Genomic DNA, 20,651 nt, shown 5'->3' with positions numbered 1-20,651 from the left:
CCGGAGTACCCGACGTGACCGTGATTGAGAAGAAGCCCGTCAACCCGATCGCCCACCTGAGCGCCGAGGACATCGAGGTCATCGGCAAGGAACTCGACGCGATCCGCGACCGGGTGATCGCCGACCGGGGCGAGCGGGACGCCGCGTACATCCGCCGGGTCATCTCCACCCAGCGCAAGCTGGAGCTGGGCAGCCGCGTGGTGCTGCTGTTCTCGCTCTTCCCGCCGGCCTGGATCGTGGGCACGGCCGGCCTGACCGTGGCCAAGATCCTGGAGAACATGGAGGTCGGCCACAACGTCCTGCACGGCCAGTGGGACTGGATGCGGGACCCGAAGATCCACTCCACCACCTGGGAGTGGGACCACGTCTCGCCGGCCGACCAGTGGAAGCACTCGCACAACGAGCTGCACCACCGGTACACGAACGTCATCGGCAAGGACAACGACCTCGGCTACGGCATCATGCGCGTCGACGAGGACCAGCGCTGGCACCCGGTCTACCTGGGCCAGCCGCTGTGGAACTTCATCAACGCCTGCTTCTTCGAGTACGGCATCGCCGCGTACGACCTGGAGCTGGGGCGCAACCTGCGCAAGGGCCGGCACAAGGATCCGCAGTTCCGGGCCCGGGCCCGCGCGGTGGGCCGGAAGATCCGCCGGCAGGTCCTCAAGGACTACGTCCTGCACCCGCTGCTGTCCGGGCCGTCGTTCCTGCACACGTTGGCCGCGACGTTCACCGCCAACCTCCTGCGCAACCTGTGGAGCCACTCGGTGATCATGTGCGGGCACTTCCCGGAGGGCGTGGAGACCTTCTCCAAGCGCTCGATCGAGGGCGAGACCCGCGGCGAGTGGTACCTGCGGCAGATGCTCGGGTCGGCCAACATCAGCGGCAGCAGGCTGATGCACATCATGACCGGCAACCTGTCGTTCCAGATCGAGCACCACCTCTTCCCCGACCTGCCCAGCAACCGCTACCAGGAGATCGCCCCCGAGGTTCGCGCCCTGTTCGACCGGTACGGGCTGAAGTACACCACCGGTTCGCTGCCCCGGCAGGTCCTCTCCGCCTGGAAGAAGGTCGTCCGGCTGTCCCTGCCCAACCGCAGGGCGCGGCGCCGGGCCGACGACCGCTCCGCCCCGGCCCTCGCCGCCTCCGCGGGCGCCTGACCGCCACCCGGCGCCGCCGCCCGGCCGTTAATCCGCTGGGCGCGGCGCCGGCGCCCGCGTAGAGTCGGGGGCATGGAGATCAGGCGCCACCACGCCGCCGCGGCCGCGCGAGCTTCGCGCTCGTCGGTCGCCGCCGCCTGACCCCACCACCTCCCGCCGGCGACCGGAAACGGTCCGCCGGCCTTTTTCGTCCCGGCCCGCCGGTTCCGCCGGCGGTGGACCCTTTCCGGTCGCCCTGCCCGGAAAGGCCAACCGCCATGACGTACGACCCGATCAGCCGGACCTTCGTCGACTTCTTCCGTGAGCGCGGCCACGAGCCCGTGCCCGACAGCTCGCTGATCCCGCCGCCCGGCGACCCGGTGCTGTTCACCACCTCGGGGATGCATCCCCTGACCCCCTACCTGCAGGGTCGCCCCCACCCGCTGGGCCGGCGGCTGGTCAACGTGCAGCGCTGCCTGCGCACCACCGACCTGGACGAGGTCGGTGACTCCACCCACCTGACCGTGTTCCGGATGCTCGGCTCCTGGTCGCTCGGCGACTACGACCTCCCGCAGAGCCTGCGCTGGGGCTACGAACTGCTGCGCGACGGCTTCGGCGTCGACCACGACCGGCTGCACGTGACAGTCTTCGGCGGCGACGAGCAGGTCGGCCCGGACGAGTCCTCGCTGCGCACCTGGGGCGAGCTCGGCCTGCCGGTGGAACTGACCGGGGAGGAGAACTGGTGGTCCAACGGCCCGACCGGTCCGTGCGGGCCCGACACGGAGATCTTCGTCTGGACCGGCGACGGGCCGCCCCGGGGCACCCCCGGCACCGACGACCGGTGGATGGAGGTCTGGAACCACGTACGGATGCGCTACCACCGGCACCCCGACGGTCGCCTCACCCCGCTGCGGCAGCCCAGCGTGGACACCGGGATGGGCCTCGAACGCCTGGAGATGGTGCTGCGGGGGCACCGCTCGGTCTACGAGGGCGACGCACTGGTGCCGTGGGTGCGCGGCGTACGCGACGTGTGGGACCTCCGGGAGGAGCCGCTGCGCCTGGTCGGCGACCACCTGCGCTCGGGCGTGGTGGTGATCGGTGACGGCGTGCGGCCGTCGAACACCGGCCGCGGCTACGTGCTTCGCCGGCTGCTGCGTCGGGTGCTCACCACCCTGTGGCGCGACGACCCGACCCGGAGCCTGTCCGACCTGCCCACCGGGCCGGTGCGGCACACCCTCGACGGGTTCCGGCAGCGGGTCACCGTCGACGAGGTGCGCGAGGTGCTCTCCGGCGAGGAACGGCGGTTCCGGGAGCTGCTGCGGCGCGGCCGGTCCGTGGTGTCCCGGCGGCGCTCGCGGGGGCCGCTCACCGACGAGGACTACCGCGACCTGCACGACACCCACGGGCTCCCGCGCGACCTGGTGGACGGGCTGCTGAGCGAGGTGGGGTGAGCCGGTCGGCCCCGGCACCGCGCCGGGGCCCGGCCGCGGCTCACCGTGGGTTTCCCACCGGCTCCACTTAGCGAAGTAGACATCCGCGCGTCAATAGACCTACGTGCATGAAAATGGAGGCGAACGCCGTTTCAGGGCGTCACCGTCGATGATGGTCGTGACACGTGACGTGGTGTCAGGATGGCTCGCGTAACAAGGATTGACGCCCTGTTACGCGTCCACTGCCGCCGCGCGACCTGGAGCCGCTGACGTGACCCGACCCTGCGGGAAGCCGTGACCGCCACCGCAAGCGCCGGTCAGCACCGCCCCGTCACCGTCCCCGCCGAGGTGCTGCGCACCGCCCGGGCCCACCCCGACCGGCCGGCGGTCGTCGACAGCCAGGGCACGCTGCGCTACCGCGACCTCGTCGCCACCGCCGCGGCCCTCGCCGGCGCGCTCGCCCCGGCGCTGGACGGGGGCGACCCCGACGGGCGGGTCGTGGCGGTGCTGCGGCCCCGCACCGCCGACGCGGTCGTCGGGCAGCTCGCCGCCTGGTTCTGCGGCGCCGCGTTCCTGCCGCTGGACCCGGCGCTGCCGGCGACCCGGGTCGCCCGGATCCTCACCGACGCCGGCTGCCGGGTCGCCGTCGCCGCCGAGGAGCACGGCGACCGGCTGCCGGCCTGGGTTACCACCGTCCGTGCGGGCCGGGTGGAGCACCTGCGGCTGCCGGACGCCGACGATCTGGCGTACCTGATCTCCACCTCCGGCTCCACCGGCCGCCCCAAGCAGGTCGAGGTCGCCCACCGCAGCCTGTGGACGGTCCTCGACTGGTACGCCGACTTCTTCCGCCTCGGCCCGGGCGTGCGGACCGCCGCCTTCGCCGGGCTGGCCTTCGACGCCGCCCTGCTCGACCTCTGGGCGCCGCTGATGCGCGGGGCCACGGTGCTGCTCGCCGACGAGTCGGTGGCCCGCGACCCGGAGCGCGTGGCGGCGACGGCGCGCGAGGTCGACCACTGCTTCCTCACCACCCCGCTCGCCGAGCACCTGCTGCGCGCCGGCGTCGACACCGGGCGGCTGCGCAGCCTGGCCACGGGCGGCGACCGGCTGCGCACCTGGCCGGCCGCCGACTTCGGCGCCGCCGTGCACAACCTCTACGGCCCCACCGAGGCGACCATCCTGGTCACCGCCACGACGGACCTGCGCCGGCACCGCGACCGGAGCGGCCCGCCGCCGATCGGACGGCCGGTCGCCGGCGCCCGGCTGACCCTGGAGCCGACCGGTGCGCAGGACGGCGGGCAGCAGGGTGAGCTGGTCGTCGCCGGGCCGGTGCTGGCAAGGGGCTACCGGTCCGCGCCCGCCGAGACCGCCGCGGCCTTCGGCGCCGCCCACGGGCAGCGGCACTACCGCACCGGGGACGTCTGCCGGCGCGACCGCGACGGCGAGCTGCACTTCGTCGGCCGCACCGACGACCAGGTCAAGGTCCGCGGCCACCGGATCGAGCTGCGCGAGGTCGAGTTCGCCCTGCTCGCCATGCCGGGGGTCGGCCAGGCCGCCGCCGGCACGCTGGACCGGGACGGGCAGACGCTGCTGGTGGCCTGGGTGGTCGGCGCGGTCGACGCCGACGGCGTGCGGGACTGGCTGCGCGGCCGGCTGCCCGCCGCGATGGTGCCGCACCTCGTGGAACGGTGCGAGACCCTGCCGCTGACCACCAACGGCAAGCTCGACCGGGCCGCCCTGCGCGACGGCACCGCGCGGCGACTGGCCCGGGAGGCCGCCGCGCCGCACGACGGGGACGACCCGGCGGGGGAGACCGGCGCGGCGGTGGCCGAGGCGTGGCGGGCCGTGCTGGGCACGCCGCCCCGCCCCGACGACGACTTCTTCACCGTCGGCGGCGACTCGCTGCTCGCGGTGCGGCTGACCGCCCAGGTGCGGCGGGGCCTGCGGGTCGACGTGCGCGCCACGCTGCTCTACGAGCACCGGCGCTTCGCCGACTACCTCGCCGCCGTCGAGGCGCTGCGCGCCGACGGGCCGGTCGCACCGGACGGGGTCGGGGCGGTCCGGTGACCGGCACCCTGCTCACCCGGCTGCTCGGGGCCGCCGGCCGCCGGCCGGACGCGGTCGCCGTGCACGCCGGGGACGCCGTCCTCACCTGGGCCGGGCTGCGCGAGCTGGCCGGTCGCTACGCCGCCGGGTACGCCGCGCGCGGCGTGCGCCCCGGCGACCGGGTCGCGGTGCTGCTGGAGCCGGGCGCGCACGCCGTCGCCGCCGCCGTCGGCGCGTTCGCGGTCCGGGCGGCGTACGTGCCGCTGGACCCGGACCAGCCGCCGGCACGCGTCGCCGCCCTGCTCGACGCGGCCGACCCGGCCCTCGTGGTGGCCGCGTCCGCCCCGACCGGGCGGCCCGTCCTCGCGCCCGACGCCGTCGGGGCCGGGCCCGTCGCGCCCCTCACCGACGCCGGCGGGCCCTCCGACGTGGCGTACGTGGTGCACACCTCCGGCTCGACGGGCACACCCAAGGCCGTGCAGGTCGAGCACGGCAACCTGCTCAACCTCCTCGCCGACCTCGACGAGCGGGCGCCGGTGCCGGACGGGCACACCGGCACGTGGTGGACCCGCCCCTCCTTCGACGTGGCCGTCTGGGAGTGTTTCGCCCCGCTGGTGCGGGGCGGGACGGTGCGGGTGGTGCCGGCCGCGGCCCGGCACGACGGCGCCGCGCTCGCCGCGTTCCTGGACGTGGCGGGGGCGGGCAGCGCGTACGTGCCGCCGGCGTTCCTGCCCGAGCTGCGGGCGTTGCTGCGCGCCGAGCCGGGGGCGCTGGCCGGGCTGCGCCGGCTGCTGGTCGGCGTCGAGCCGATCCCGCGCCCGCTGTTGCAGGACATCGCCCGCAGCCGGCCGGCGCTGACCGTGGTCAACGGGTACGGCCCGGCCGAGGCGACCGTCTGCTGCGCGCTGTACGTGGTGCCCCGCGACGGCGCCACGGCCGGGGAGCGCACCCCGATCGGCACCGCCGTGCGCGGCACCCGGCTGCTGCTGCGCCAGCCGGACGGGTCGTACCGCCCGACCGGCACCGGCGAGCTGGTCGTCGCCGGCGCGGCGGTGGCCCGCGGCTACCTGCGGGACCCGGACGGGGAACCGGCGTTCGGCACGGCGGCGGACGGCACGCGCACCTACCGGACCGGCGATCTGGCGCGCACCCTGCCCGACGGCGACCTGGTCTTCCTCGGCCGGGTGGACCGCCAGGTCAAGCTCCGCGGCTTCCGGATCGAGCCGGCCGAGGTGGAGGCGGTGCTGCGCCGGCTGCCCGGGATCCGCGACGTGGTGGTGGCGGCTCGGCGGTGGGACGGGCTCGGGGACGTGCTGGCGGCGTACGTGGCGGCGGAGCCGGGGGCCGGGCTGACCGAGCGGGCGGTACGGGACCACGCCCGCGACCGGCTGCCCGGGTACGCGGTGCCGGCGGTGGTGGCGCTGCTGCCCCGGCTGCCGCTCACCCCACACGGCAAGTACGACCACGACCGGCTCGCCGCGCTGCCCCTGCCCGCCGGGCGGACCGCCGCTGGCGACCCGGTCGCCCCGACGGACCCGACCGACCCGGTCGGCGTGGTGCTCGACGCCTGGCGGCAGGTGCTGCCGGCGGGGGAGATCCGGCCCGGCGACGCCTTCCTGCCGCTCGGCGGCACCTCGCTCGCCGCGGCCCGGGTGGCCGCCCGGCTCACCGAGCGCACCGGCGTGCGGGTGACCTCCGCCGACGTCCTGCGCGCCCCCGACGCGGCGACCCTCGCCGCCCGGCTCCGCGAGGCGTCGCCCGAGGGGCCGACCGACACCGCCGGCCGGGTCGGCGGGGCGTCGCCCGGCGGACCGGGCCGCGCCGCCGGCCGGGTCGCGCCCGGCGGGCCGGCGGTCGCGGGCCCGGCGCCGGCGGGAGCGCGGTGCGCACCGCTCACTCCGGAGCAGCTCGGGCTGTGGCTGCACGACGAGCTGAACCCCGGCACCGACCTCTACGTCGAGCCGGTCTGGTTCAGCACGACCTCCACGGTGGACCGGCCCCGGCTGGTCGCCGCGCTGCGCCGGGCGGTCGCCGCCCATTCCGCGTTCGGCGCCGGGCTGCGGCTCGTCGACGGCCTGCCCGAGCTGGTGCTCGACCGGCACCCGCCGACCGTGGAGGTGGCCGATCTCGCCGACGGCCCGGCGCTCGACGCGGCCGTGCGGGCCCGCGCCCGCCGTCCCTTCGACACCACGGCCGAGCCGCTGCTGCGCTGCGCCGTGCTCGGCGCCGGCGACCGCACCGACCTGCTGCTGGTCTGGCACCACCTGGTGGTCGACGCGTGGTCCCTGCGGCTGTTCCTGGCCGACCTGACCCGCTGCCACGACGACCCGGGCTGGTCGCCCCCGCCGTCGGCCACCACCCTGTGCGACCTGAACCTGCGCCGGTCGGCGCGGGTCGTCGACGCCGCCGTCCGGGAGGCCGTCCGGGCCACCGCGGCACGGGTGGGCGGGATCGCCGAGCCGGCCCCGGTGCCCGGCGGCACCGGCCGGAGCGTGGTCACCCGTCCGGTGCGCGCCACGGCCCGCGCCCTGACCCGGACGGGCGAGGGCACCGTCACCGAGCTGGCCGCCGCCGCGTACGCGCGGGCGCTCGGCGCGCTGCTCGACCGGGACGCGGTGGTGGTCGGCTGCGCCACCACCACCCGCCGGGCCGCCGACGAGTTCGACGTCGCCGGGTACGCGGTCAACACCGTGCTGCTGCCCTGCACGGACCTGCGCGCCCCCTGGGCCGACACCCTCGGCCGGGTCCGCACGGAGCTGCGGCGGGCGGTGGCCGAGCAGGCCCCGTTCCGCGAGGTGGCCCGCGAGGTGCAGCGCGGCACCGGCGCGCCGCCCGGCGCGTACCCGACCTGCTACCTCGACTCGGTGGAGGAGCCGGAGCTGGTCACCGGCCCGGTTGCCTGGCGGCGGCGGGAGCTGGCCCGCACCGCCAACCGGTTCCCGATCTGCCTGACCCTGCGGCAGCACCCGGATGGGGCGCTGTCCGTCCTCGTCGAGGCCGACGGGCGGGCGCTCACCCCGGACGGCGCGGCGGCGCTCGCCGCCGCCGTCACCGACCAGCTCGACGCGTACGCACAAGGAGACCCCGATGGCACGGACGATCGCGTTACGCCAGGTCGCCGAGGGACGGTTCGGGTGCGTGCTGACGGTTGAGTTCGCCGGCGACTCCGTCGGCCCCGGCCTCGCCGCGGCGCTCGCCGCGGCCGAGGCCGCCGGCGCGGCGGGCTCGGGCGGCGACCTGCCCGGCCCGGTCGTCACAGGGCCGGACGGCCGGCACGAGATCTGGCGGCTCGACCCGGTGACGACCCTGGAGCTGCACCCGGGGCTGCCCGGGCACCGCGCGCTGGCGGACGCCTGCGCGGCGGAGTTCCTCCGGCTGCGCCCCGCCGACGCCGGCCCGGTGACCGTCGTCGGCTACTGCAGCGCGGCGGTCTTCGCCCACCACCTGCTGCACGCCCTCGCCGACGCCGGCGGGCCACCGGCCCACCTGCTCCTGGTCGCCGCGACCGTGCCCGACGAGGAGACGGTCCGCCGCGAGTACGCGCAGCTGCACCGCAAGCTCACCGGCGTGCCCGCGCCGGCCGACCCGACGCCGCTGCTCGCCGACCCGGCGGCCACCGTGGACCGGCTGCGCGACGAGCTGACCCGGCTCGCCCGCGCCTTCGTCACCGACAACGGGTTCGACGCGGCCGAGGCGGAGACTGCCGCCGACGAGATCGCGGGTCGGTACCTGGCCTGGCTCTGGTTCCTGCTGGACGCCGCCCGCAGCGGACCGGTCCCGGTGCCGGTCCCGGTGCACGAGGCCGCGGACGACGAGGAGGCCATCGACCTGCTGCGGATGCGGGTCTTCGATCTGGGAATCGACGTCGGCGCCACCGGTGCCGGCGCGGACAACGGGGGGACGCGATGATGACGGACGTGACGCGCGACGGGGGCAGCCCGGTCGCGGAGGTCGTGGCGGGCGCCTGGCGCGCCGTGCTGCGGGCCGACCACGTGACGGCGGAGGACAACTTCTTCGTGCTCGGCGGCGACTCCCTGGTGGCCGCCCGGATGGCGGCCCGGCTGCGCGCCGCCCTCGACGTGCGGGTGCCGCTGGCCGCCGTCTTCGAGCATCCCACGCTGGGCGAGTTCACCGCCGCGCTGCGCGCCGAGCACGGTCCCGCCGTGGACGAGGCCGCCGCGCTCTACCTCAGCGTGCTGGCCTGCTCGGACACCGAGGCCGAGACGATGCTCGGGCGCCTCGATGACTGACGTGCTCTCCCCGCGCCAGGCCGCGCTGCTCGCCGCCCTGCGCGCCCGGCGCGCCGCCCCCACCGGCGGCGACGCGGCCGCCCCGGCGGGCGGGGACGCGATCACCCCGGCCGGCGCTCCCGTCGCCTCCGCCGGGCAGCGGCAGATGTGGTACCTGGCGCAGGCCGACCCGGACGACCCGGCGTACCTGGCGCCGGTGGCGTGGCGGCTGCGCGGCCCGCTGGACCTGCCCGCCCTGAGCGCGGCGGTGGACGCGGTGGTCGCCCGGCACGAGCCGCTGCGCACCACGCTGACCGTGGACGGGGACCGGGTGGTGCCGGTGGTCGCCGCACCGCCGACCGGCCTGCTGCGGGTGGTGGACCTGACCGGACTCGCCGCGGCCGCGCGGGAGGACGAGCTGGCCGCCCGCCTCGCCGCCGAGGCGGGCACCCCGATCGACCTGGGCCACGGCCCCGTGCTGCGGGCCAGCCTGCTGCGCCTCGCCGACACCGACCACGTGCTGGTGTTGACCGCGCACCACGCGGCCGTGGACGAGTGGTCGCTGCGGATCGTCGCCGACGAGCTGTCCGAGGGGTACGCCGCCCGGCTGGCCGGCCGGCCCGCCGAGCTGCCCGCGCTGCCCGTCACGTACGCCGACTACGCCGACTGGCAGCGGCGCTGGCTGGCGGGGCCGGAGGCCGAGGCGCAGCGGCGCTGGTGGCGGGACCGGCTCGCCGGCGCGCCGCCGGTGCTGGAGCTGCCCACCTCCGCTCCCCGGCCGGCCGCGCCGTCGAACGCCGGCGCCACGGCCGTGTTCCCGCTGGACGTCGCGCCCGACGCGCTGCGGTCGCTGTGCCGGCGGCTCAACGTCACGCCGTACCTGCTGCTGCTCGCCGCGTTCCAGGTGCTGCTGGCCCGGTGGACCGGCCACCACGACGTGCCCGTCGGCACCCCGGTGGCCAACCGCGACCGCCCGGAGACGGAGTCGCTGGTCGGCCTGTTCGTCAACACCGTCGTGATCCGGACCGACCTGACCGACGACCCGACCTTCGCCACCTGCGTCGCCCGGGTCCGGGCCGGGGTGCTGGCCGCCCGGGAGCGGCAGGAACTGCCCTTCGAGGGTGTCGTCGAGGCGGTGCGCCCCGCCCGGCACGCCGGGCACAGCCCGCTGTTCCAGGTGATGTTCGTGCACGCCGACGCGCCCGCGCCGCTGCGGCTGCCCGGGATCGACGCGGCCTGCGTGGAGGTGCCGACCCGCACCGCCAAGTTCGACCTGACGGTGGCCGTCCGCCCCGGCGCGGACGGGCTCGACGCGGTCATCGAGTACCGCACCGACCTGTTCGACGCGGCGAGCGTGGCCCGGCTCGCCGGGCACTTCCGCACTCTGCTGGCCGACCTGCTCGCCGACCCCGACACGCGGATCCGCGACGCCCGGCTGCTCGCCGCCGAGGACCGCCGGCGGCTGCTGGTCGACTGGAACGACACGGCCGCCGCAGCACCGCCGGGGGAGAGCGTCCACGCGCTGGTCGCCCGGTGGGCCCGCGAACTGCCCGACGCCCCGGCGGTCGCCGACGAGGCCCGTACCCTCGACTACCGGGAACTCGAAGCCCGCGCCGACGCGCTGGCCGCGACCCTGCGCGCCGAGGGGATCGGCGCCGGCGACCTCGTGGGCGTCCTGCTGGAGCGGTCCGCCGCGCTGCCGGTGGCGCTGCTGGCTGTGCTGAAGACCGGCGCGGCGTACGTGCCGCTGGACCCGACCCACCCGCCGGCCCGGCTGGCGTACCTCCTGGCCGACACCGGCGCGCCGGTGGTGCTCACCTCGGCCGCGCTGCGGCACCGGCTCCCGGCGGGGTCGGCCCGACCGGTCGAGGTGGACCTCGACCCGGGGCCGCCCGCCGCACCGTCCCCGGTGTCCGCACCCACCGGCCCGGACGACCTCGCCTACGTCATCCACACCTCCGGCTCGACGGGCCGACCCAAGGGCGTGATGGTGACCCACCGCGGGGTGGTGAACTACCTGCGCTGGGCCGGTGCCGCCTACCGGCTGGGCCCGGGCGACGAGGTGCCGGTGCACTCCTCGATCGGCTTCGACCTGACGGTGACCAGCCTGCTGGTGCCGCTGGCCGCCGGCGCGACGGTCCGGCTGCTCCCCGACGACCTCGGGCCGGCAGGGCTCGGCGAGGCGCTGCTCGGGCGGCGCACGCCGTACGGGCTGGTCAAGATCACCCCCGCCCAGTTGGAGATCGTCAACCGGCAGGTCGCCGCGACGGGCGCCGCGGGCCGCACGCGGGTCTTCGTCATCGGCGGGGAGAACCTGCGCGCCGACCAGGTCGCCCTGTGGCGGGACCACGCCACCGGCACCCGGCTGGTCAACGAGTACGGCCCGACCGAGACCGTGGTCGGCTGCGCCGTGTACGAGGTTGGCCCCGACACCGCACGGACCGGCTCGGTGCCCATCGGCCGGCCGATCGCCAACACCACCCTGTACGTGCTGGACGACCGGCTCGACCCGGTCCCCGTCGGCGTCACCGGCGAGCTGTACGTCGGCGGCGCGGGGGTGGCCCGCGGCTACCTGAACCGGCCCGGCCTCACCGCCGAGCGGTTCCTGCCCGACCCGTTCGCCGCCGAGGGCGGGCGGCGGCTCTACCGCACCGGCGACCTGGCCCGGTGGCGTCCCGACGGCGTCCTGGAGTTCCTGGGTCGCGCCGACGGGCAGGTCAAGTTGCGCGGCTTCCGGATCGAGCCCGGCGAGGTGGAGGCGGCGCTGCGCCGGCTCCGGCCGGACTGCGACGTCGCCGTCGTGCTGCGCCGCGACGACCCCGACGACCCCCGGCTGGTCGCCTACCTGACCGGCGATGCGGACCCGGCCGCGCTGGGCGCGGCCCTGCGCGCGGAGCTGCCCGGACACCTCGTGCCGGCCGCGTTCGTCGGCGTTGACGCGCTGCCGCTGACCGGCAACGGCAAGCTCGACCCGGCCGCCCTCCCGGCACCCGCGGGCGGCAGCCCGGAGCCGGCGGTCGAGGCGGGAGGCGTCGACCGGGCGGACGAGGCGGGGCGCGCCGGCCGGGCCGCCCCGCCGGTGGGCGACGTCGCCGCGGCCGAGCGACTGGTCGCCGACGTGTGGCGGGAGGTGCTCGGCGTCGACCGGGTCGGCGGCCGGGACAACTTCTTCGACCTGGGCGGGCACTCGCTGCGGCTGCTGGCCGTGCACCGGCTGCTGGTCGAGCGCCTCGGCCCGGTGCTCACCGTGACCGACCTGTTCCGGCACACCACCGTCTCCGCGCTGGCCCGGTTCCTCGCCGGCGCCACCGCGCCGCCGGCCGTCCCGGCGCCGCGCGCGCCGCGCGCCGCCACCCGCGTCGGCGAGCCGGAGGACGCGATCGCGGTGGTCGGGATGGCCCTCCGGTTTCCCGGCGCCCGCACCCCGGAGGAGTTCTGGCGGCTGGTCCGCGACGGCGTCGAGGCCGTCCGCGAGTTCAGCACCGAGGAGTTGCTCGCCGACGGGGCGGACCCGGCGCTGCTCGGCGACCCGGCGTACGTGCGGCGGGGCACCGAGCTGCCCGACGTGGACCGCTTCGACGCCGAGTTCTTCGGCTTCACCCCGCGCGAGGCGCAGGTGCTCGACCCGCAGCACCGGCTGCTGCTGGAGTGCGCCTGGGAGGCCCTCGAACGCGCCGGCCACGACCCCGAGGCGTACCCGGGGCAGATCGGGCTCTTCGCCGGCTCCGGCCGGGCCAGCTACCTGCTGGAGCACCTGCGGGACGCGCCGGAGGAGATCCGGGCGCTCGGGGAGTACCAGCTCGCGCTGAGCAACGACAAGGACTTCCTGGCCACCCGGGCGTCGTACAAGCTGAACCTGACCGGGCCGAGCGTGAGCGTCGGCACCGCCTGCTCCACCTCCCTCGTCGCGGTGCACATGGCCCGGCAGAGCCTGCTCGCCGGGGAGTGCGACCTGGCGCTGGCCGGCGGGGTGAGCGTCTTCCCCGCCCAGCGGCAGGGCTACCTGCACCACGACGGCGGCATCTTCTCCCCGGACGGGCACTGCCGCCCGTTCGACGCCGACGCCCGGGGCACCATCGCCTCCAGCGGCGTCGGCATCGTCGTGCTGCGCCGGCTCGCCGACGCCCTCGCCGACGGCGACCTGGTGCACGCGGTGATCCGCGGCTCGGCAGTCAACAACGACGGCGCCCGCCGGGCCGGCTACTCCGCCCCGGGCGTCGCCGGCCAGGCCGAGGTGGTCGGCCGGGCCCTCGCGGTGGCCGGGGTGGCTCCCCGCACGGTGGGCTACGTCGAGGCGCACGGCACCGGCACCAGCCTCGGCGACCCGATCGAGGTCGCCGCGCTCACCGAGGCGTTCCGCCGCGGCACCGCCGACACCGGGTTCTGCGCGCTCGGCTCGGTCAAGGCGGCCATCGGGCACACCGACGCCGCGGCCGGGGTGGCCGGCCTGATCAAGACCGTGCTGGCGCTGCGCCACCGCACCCTGCCGCCGGTGGTCAACCTGCGCCGGCCCAACCCGGCGATCGACTTCGCCGCCAGCCCGTTCCACCTGCCGACCCGGGCCCGGCCGTGGCCGGGCGACGCGGGACCGCGCCGGGCCGGGGTCAGCTCCTTCGGGATGGGCGGCACGAACGCCCACGTCGTGCTGGAGGAGGCCCCGCCGGCCGCCGCGCCCGAGGCCGCCGAGCCGCCGGCCGGTCCGCACCTGCTGGTGCTCTCCGCGCGTACGCCCACCGCGCTGGACCGGGCCACCGACGCGCTGCGCGCGCACCTCGACGCGTACCCCGCGTTGCGGCTGGCGGACGTGGCCGCCGGCCTGGGCCGGCGGCGGGGGATGGCGCACCGGCGGGCCGTCGTCTGCGCGAACCGGACCGACGCCCTCGACGCGCTCGGCGACCCGGCGCGGCTGCTCACCGCCGCGACCGACGGCGACGCCGGGCTGGCCTTCGTCTTCCCCGGCCACGGGGCGCAGCACGTCGGCATGGGCGCCGGCCTGTACCGGGCCGAGCCCGGCTACCGGGCCGTCGTGGACCACTGCGCCGAGCTGCTGCGCGAGCCGCTCGGGGTGGACCTGCGGGCCGTGCTCGACCCCGCGCCGGCCGACCGGGCCGAGGCCGAGCGCCTGCTCGCCGAGCCCCGGATCAGCCAGCCCGCGCTCTTCGTCACCGAGTACGCGCTGGCCCGGCTGCTGGTCGACCGGGGCGTACGCCCCGACGCGGTGGCCGGGCACAGCCTCGGCGAGTACGTCGCCGCCTGCCTCGCCGGGGTCTTCTCCGTCGCGGACGCGCTGCGGCTGGTCCGCGCCCGCAGCGGGCTCGCCCAGTCCACCGAGCCGGGCGCGATGCTCGCCGTCTCCCTGCCGGAGTCGGAGGTCGCCGCGCTGCTCGGCGACGACCTGGACCTCGCCGCGGTGAACGCCCCGGGGCTGTGTGTCGTCTCCGGCCGGCCCGACGCCGTCGCCGCCCTGCGCGGGCGGCTCGACCGCGACGGGGTCGAGGCACGGCCGCTGCTCGCCGACCGGGCCTTCCACTCCGCGCTGCTCGACCCGGTCCTCGACGACTTCCGCGCCGAGGCGCGGCGGGTCGACTACGCCGAGCCGAGCACGACGTTCCTGTCGAACGTCACCGGCGCCCCGGCGACGCCCGGGCAGGTCACCGACCCGGAGTACTGGGTGCGGCACCTGCGCGGGACGGTCCGCTTCGCCGACTGCGCCGTGCTGCTGGCCGACCGCGCCCTGGTGGTCGCCGAGGTCGGCCCCGGACACACCCTCGGCGGGCTGCTGCGCCAGGGCGGCGCGCGGCCCGACCGCGTGGTGCAGGTGATGCGCCACGTCCGCGCCGACGCCGACGACCACCGCGTCGCCCTCGACGCCGTGGGTCGGCTCTGGCTCGCCGGCGTACCCGTCGACTGGTCCGCCTTCCACGCCGGACCGCGCCGCCGGGTGGAGCTGCCCACCTACCCGTTCGAGCGGCAGCGGCACTGGGTCGACCGCGCCGTCCCGGCCCCGCGCCCGGCCCCGCCGGCGCTCCCCGCCGAGGCGTCCCCGACACCGTCGGGGACGGGGCCCGCCGCCGAGGGGAACCGGCCGGCGCTGCCGACCGCCTACCTCCCGCCCCGCACCGACGCGGAGCGGGCGGTGGCGGAGATCTGGTCCGAGCTGCTCGGCGTCGCGCCGGTCGGCGCGCACGACGACTTCTTCGCCCTCGGCGGGCACTCGCTGCTCGCCACCCAGGTCGTCGCCCGGGTGCGCGCCCGGCTCGGGGTGGCGCTGCCGATCGAGGCCGTGTTCGCCCGGTCGACCGTCGCCGGGGTCGCCGCCGCCCTGCCGGCCGTGCCCGCGCCGGCGGCGCCGCCGATCCCGCGCGCCACCGACCCCGGGCCCGCCCCGGTCTCCTCCGGGCAGCGCCGGCTGTGGTTCCTGGAACAGGTGCACGACCAGGTCGCGTACGCGGTGCTCACCGCCCTGCGGCTGCACGGCGACCTGCGGGTCGACGTGCTCGCCGACGCGCTGACCGAGCTGGTGCGCCGGCACGAGGTGCTGCGCACCGTGTTCCGCCCCGGCCCCGACGGGGGCGACCCGGTGCAGGTGGTGCTGCCCGCCGCCCCGGTCGACCTGACGGTGGTCGACCTGGCCGCCGACGCCCCCGGCGACGAGGCGGACCTCGCCGAGCGGGAGCGCGTCGCCCTGGTCGCCGAGGCCCGCCGGCCGTACGACCTGGAACGCGGGCCGCTGTTCCGGCCGGTGCTGTTCCGCTCCGGGGCGGGCCGGCACGTGCTCTGCCTCGCGATGCACCACATCGTCTCCGACGGTTGGTCGCTCGGGGTGCTCCGGGCCGAACTGGGCGCCCTCTACGACGCCTTCGCCGCGGGCACGCCCTCGCCCCTGCCCGAGCTGCCGGTGCAGTACGCCGACTACGCCCGCTGGCAGCGGGAGCGGGCCGCCGCCGACTCCGCCGACCTGGCGTACTGGACCGAGCGGCTGGCCGGCGCGACGGGCGCCCTGGAACTGCCCACCGACCGGCCCCGGCCGCCGGTGCAGACCTTCGACGGGGCGGTGGCCCGGCTGACCCTGCCGCCCGTGCTCACCGAGCGGGTCCGCGACCTCGGGCAGCGGCACGGCGCCACCCTCTACATGACGGTGCTCGCCGCAGTCCAGGCGCTGCTGTTCCGCTACACCGGGCAGCGCGACATCTGCGTCGGCTCCCCGGTGGCCGGCCGCGTCCGCGCCGAGCTGGAACCGATGGTCGGCTTCTTCCTCAACAGCATCGTGCTGCGCACCACCCTGGACGGCGACTGGAGCGTCGCCCGGCTGCTCGACGAGACCCGCCGCACGGCCCTGGAGGCGTACGACCACCAGGAGACGCCCTTCGAGCGGGTGGTCGACGCCCTCGACGTGCCCCGGGACCTGAGCCGCAACGCCCTGTTCCAGGTGATGGTGAACCTGCTCAACCTGCCCGAGCAGGACCTCGCCATGACCGGCCTGCGGGTCGAGCAGCTCACCGTCGAACCCGGCACCGCCCAGGTCGACCTCGCCCTGTACGCGTACGACCGGCCGGACGGGCTGCTCTGCTGCCTGGAGTACAACACCGCGCTGTTCGACCCGGCGACCGCCGAGCGGATGCTGGCCCACCTGGAGACCCTGCTGGCCGCGTTCGTGGCCGACCCGGACGGCCGACTCGCCGACGTGGAGATCCTCACCCCCGCCGAGCGGCACCGGCAGCTCGGGGAGTGGAACGCCACGGACGCGCCGGCGCCGGCGGTCGGGCTGGCCCGGCTGGTCGAGGAGCAGGTGGCCCGCACCCCGGACCGTCCCGCGGTGACCTTCGCCGGCCGCACCCTCAGCTACGCGGAGCTGAACGTGCGCGCCAACCGGCTCGCCCGGCGGCTGCGCCGCATCGGCGTCGGGCCGGACGTGACCGTGGCGGTGTCCCTGGAACGCTCGGCCGACCTGCTGGTGGCGCTGCTCGGCGTGCTCAAGTCCGGTGGCGCGTACGTGCCGCTGGACCCGTCGTACCCGCTGGACCGGCAGCGCTGGGTGCTGGCGCACAGCCGCTCGGCGGTGCTCGTCACCGAGCCGGGCCTCGCCGACCGGTTCGCGGACTTCGCCGGCCCGGTGCTGCGCGTCGACGACCCGTCCCTGGCCGTCGAGTGCGCCGCCGACCCCGAGCCGGTCACCGCGCCCGGGCACCTGGCGTACGTGCTCTACACCTCCGGCTCCACCGGCCGGCCCAAGGGCGTGCGGGTCAGCCACGCCTCGGTGGTCAACCTGCTCACCGCGATGCGGCACACACCGGGCCTGACCGCCGACGACACCCTGGTCGCGCTGACCACCTACGCCTTCGACATCTCCGTGCTGGAGCTGTTCCTGCCGCTGGTCGTCGGCGCCCGGGTGGTGATCGCCGGCCGGGACGTCGGCTACGACGCCGCCGGGCTGGCCGGGCTGCTGCGTACCGAGGGGGCCACCGTCATGCAGGCCACCCCGGCCACCTGGCGGCTGCTGCTCGCCTCCGGCTGGGCCGGGATGCCGGGGCTGAAGGCGCTCTGCGGCGGCGAGGCGCTGCCCCTGGCGCTGGCCCGCGACCTGGCTCCCCGGGTCGGCGAGCTGTGGAACATGTACGGGCCGACCGAGGCCACCATCTGGGCCACCGCGGCCCGGGTCGCACCCGACGCGCCCGAGGTCACCATCGGCCGGCCGATCGCCAACCTCCGGGCGTACGTGCTCGACGAGGCGCTGCGGCCGGTGCCCGTCGGCGTGGTCGGGGAACTCTGGCTCGGCGGCGCCGGAGTGGCCCGCGACTACCTCGACCAGCCCGCGCTGACCGCCGACCGGTTCCGGCCCGACCCGTACGCCGACCGGCCCGGCGCGCGGCTCTACCGCACCGGCGACCTGGCCCGCTGGCGTCCCGACGGCACCATCGAGTGCCTCGGGCGCAACGACTCCCAGGTGAAGGTGCGCGGCCACCGCATCGAGCTGGGCGAGATCGAGGCGGCCCTGCAGCGGCACCCGGCGGTGCGGGAGGCGGCCGTCGTGGTGCGCGACATCGACGGCGAGCCGGCCCTCGTCGCGTACCTCGCGCCGCGCCCCGACGACCCGGACGAGGGGGCCGGCCGGTGGCGGGCGTTCCTGCGCGACTGGCTGCCCGACTACATGGTCCCGACGACGTACGTCCCGCTCGACGCCCTGCCGCTGACCGACAACGGCAAGGTCGACCGGCGGGCGCTGCCGGCCCCCGAGCGCGGCGGAGCCCGGGCCGGCGACGGCGGCGCCGCGCCGACCACCCCGTTGCAGGCCGCCCTCGCCGAGCGCTGGGCGCAGGTGCTCGGCTACGACCGGGTGGGCATCGACGACGACTTCTTCGACCTCGGCGGGGACTCGTTCACGGCGATCCGGGCGCTCAGCGGCATCCAGCCGCCCATCAGCGTGCTGGACCTGTTCCGCCACCCGACGATCCGGGGCCTGACCGGGCACGCCGACGCCGCGGCGGGTGAGCCGGACCGACTGCTGCACGAGCTGACCCCGCCCCGCGCGGCCGCGCCGGCGGTGACGGTGCTCTGCGTACCGTTCGCCGGGGCCGGCGCGGTCACCTACCAGTCGCTGGCCGCGGCGATGCCCGAGCACGTGGCGCTCTACGCCCTGCAACGCCCCGGGCACGACCTGAACCGGCCCGACGAGCCGCCGCTGGGCATGGACGAGCTGGTCGAGCGGTGCGTGGCCGAGGTGACCGCCGGCATCTCCGGGCCGGTGTTGGTCTACGGCCACTGCATGGGCGGCGCCACCGCCGTCGAGCTGGGCCGGCGGCTGGAGGCGGCCGGCGTTGACCTGCTCCGGGTGGTGATCGGCGGGCACTTCCCGGCGCCCCGGCTGCCGGGCCGGTTCGCCCGCTGGTTCCGCCGCGCCTTCCCCATGGAGCGCTGGACCTCCAAGCGGCACGCGCTGGACTTCCTGCGGGCCATGGGCTTCTTCACCGACGTGCTCGACGAACGGGAGAAGGACTTCCTGATGGGGGTCTTCCTGGCCGACACCCGGGTCGGGGAGGACTACTACACCGAGGTCTACGCGAAGGGCCTGCCCCGGCGCCTGGCCGCTCCCATCGTCTGCGTGGTCGGCACCGGCGACCGCGCCACCGAGCTGTACGAGGAGCGCTACCTGGAGTGGGCGTACTTCTCCGACTCGGTCTGCCTGCGCACCATCGAGGGCGCGGGGCACTACTTCCAGAAGCACCAGGCCACCGAGCTGGCGGGCATCATCCTGGCCGACCCGCCCGAGGCGGCGGACCCGCCTGTCGCGGCGGACGCGCCTGTCGCGGCGGACGCGCCCGAGCCGGCTGCCGCCGCCGCCCCCGCGTCCGAGCCGGCCGCCCCCGCGCCGGTGCCGCCGCCCCGCTCCGGGCTGACCACGTTCTTCCTGGTCGCGTTCGGGCAGCTGGTGTCGCTGATCGGCACGGGGCTGACGGGGTTCGCCCTGTCGCTGTTCGTCTACCAGCGCACCGGCTCGATCTCCTGGTTCGCGCTGGCGTCCGTGCTGGCGCTGCTGCCGGCGGTGGTCCTCTCGCCGATCGCCGGCGCGCTGGCCGACCGCTGGAACCGCCGGCTGATCATGGTCTGCGCGGACTCGTTCGCCGCCTGCGGCACGGTCGTCCTGGCGGTGCTGCTCTGGTCCGGCCGGGCGCAGCTCTGGCACGTCTTCGCGGCCCTCACGGCCAGCGCCCTGGCCACCGCGTTCCAGCAACCCGCGTACCTCGCGGCGGTCACCCAACTGGTGCCCAAGCGGTACTACGGGCGGGCCAACGGCCTCATCTCGCTGGGCACGGCGACCAGCACCGTGCTCGCGCCGCTGGTCGGCGGCGCGCTGGTGGTCGCGATCGGACTGCGCGGCATCGTCCTGATCGACCTGGTCAGCTTCGCCGTCGCGGTCGGCATCACCCTCGCCGTACGCTTCCCCGACACCCTGTTCAAGAAGCGCGAGGAGTCCTTCGGGCAGGAGGTCCTCGGCGGCTGGCGGTTCATCGCCCGCCGGCACGGCCTGCTCGCGATGATCGTCCTGACCGCCCTGCTCAACTACTTCTTCGCCGTCGTCGAGGTGCTGGCCACCCCGCTCACCCTCTCCTTCGGCGACCCCTCCGTGCTCGGCATGGTGCTCGCCGCCAGCGGAGCCGGGCTGCTGCTCGGCAGCGTCCTGATGGGCGTGTGGGGCGGCACGGCGCGCCGGACCACCGGCATCCTGACCGGCGTGGTGCTGCTCGGCGTCGCGATGCTGATGGTCGGGCTGCGCCCGGACCCGGTCTTCCCGGCGGTGGGCCTGTTCGGGCTGGGCCTCGCCTCGGCGCTGGTCAACACGCACTGGCTGGCGATCGTGCAGGCCAAGGTGGGGCTGGAGTTGCAGGGCCGGGTGCTCTCCACCACGCTGATGCTCTCCTGGCTGATGGTGCCCGCCGGGTTCCTGACCGCCGCCCCGCTGGCCGAGCGGGTCTTCGAGCCGCTGATGGCCTCCGGCGACGGCGTCGCCGGGACGCTCGGCGCGGTGCTCGGGCACGGGCCCGGCCGGGGGATCGCGCTCACCGCCGTCGTCGCCGGGCTGTGCACCCTGGCGCTCGCCGCCGTCGGGTGGGCGTACCGGCCGATCCGGCGGCTGGAGGACGAGCTGCCGGACGCCGACCCGGGCACGGTCATCGTCAGCGACAAGGACCGCATCCAGGAACTGGCCGACCGGCGGCTGGCCGAGCTGACCGGCGCCCGCTGACCGGTCGGATGCGACCCGCCGCGCCGGGCGCCGGGTGGTGCGCCGGGCCGTCCGATCAGTCAGGATGACC

General features: G+C 76.7%; 7 protein-coding genes. All 7 read left to right on the top strand.

Going from position 1 to position 20,651, the window contains the following annotated elements; genetic code table 11:
* Positions 1-14: 14 nt before the first annotated feature.
* The 7 genes from ACGF7U_RS26395 to ACGF7U_RS26365 all read left to right on the top strand — a co-directional run bounded on the left by ACGF7U_RS26395 (position 15) and on the right by ACGF7U_RS26365 (position 20,581).
* Positions 15-1,160: a fatty acid desaturase family protein gene (locus tag ACGF7U_RS26395; RefSeq protein ID WP_393111056.1), complete on the top strand. Its 1,146-nt coding sequence runs from the start codon at positions 15-17 to the stop codon at positions 1,158-1,160.
* Between the two features lie 257 nt (positions 1,161-1,417).
* A complete protein-coding gene (locus ACGF7U_RS26390) occupies positions 1,418-2,590 on the top strand; it encodes an alanine--tRNA ligase-related protein (RefSeq protein ID WP_393111054.1) in 1,173 nt (390 codons plus the stop codon).
* 273 nt (positions 2,591-2,863) lie between these two features.
* Positions 2,864-4,633 carry a non-ribosomal peptide synthetase gene (locus ACGF7U_RS26385; RefSeq protein WP_393111052.1) on the top strand — a complete coding sequence of 590 codons (1,770 nt, stop codon included), beginning with the start codon at positions 2,864-2,866 and terminating at the stop codon, positions 4,631-4,633.
* Positions 4,630-7,764 carry an AMP-binding protein gene (locus ACGF7U_RS26380; protein ID WP_393111050.1) on the top strand — a complete coding sequence of 1,045 codons (3,135 nt, stop codon included), beginning with the start codon at positions 4,630-4,632 and terminating at the stop codon, positions 7,762-7,764. Before ACGF7U_RS26385 ends, ACGF7U_RS26380 begins: the two co-directional genes overlap by 4 nt.
* A complete protein-coding gene (locus tag ACGF7U_RS26375; RefSeq protein ID WP_393111048.1) occupies positions 7,700-8,521 on the top strand; it encodes a hypothetical protein in 822 nt (273 codons plus the stop codon). The genes ACGF7U_RS26380 and ACGF7U_RS26375 overlap by 65 nt, the downstream gene beginning before the upstream one ends.
* The gene (locus ACGF7U_RS26370; protein WP_393111046.1) at positions 8,521-8,862 is read left to right on the top strand and encodes a phosphopantetheine-binding protein; all 342 of its coding nucleotides are present in this window, start codon (positions 8,521-8,523) and stop codon (positions 8,860-8,862) included. The genes ACGF7U_RS26375 and ACGF7U_RS26370 overlap by 1 nt, the downstream gene beginning before the upstream one ends.
* The gene (locus tag ACGF7U_RS26365; protein WP_393111044.1) at positions 8,855-20,581 is read left to right on the top strand and encodes an amino acid adenylation domain-containing protein; all 11,727 of its coding nucleotides are present in this window, start codon (positions 8,855-8,857) and stop codon (positions 20,579-20,581) included. Before ACGF7U_RS26370 ends, ACGF7U_RS26365 begins: the two co-directional genes overlap by 8 nt.
* Positions 20,582-20,651: the final 70 nt, after the last annotated feature.

The organism is Micromonospora sp. NPDC047670 (assembly GCF_043204915.1).
Classification (GTDB): domain Bacteria; phylum Actinomycetota; class Actinomycetes; order Mycobacteriales; family Micromonosporaceae; genus Micromonospora.
The sequence above is the reverse complement of the archived record's forward strand: the minus strand, read 5'-3'. Positions and strand labels throughout refer to the sequence as shown.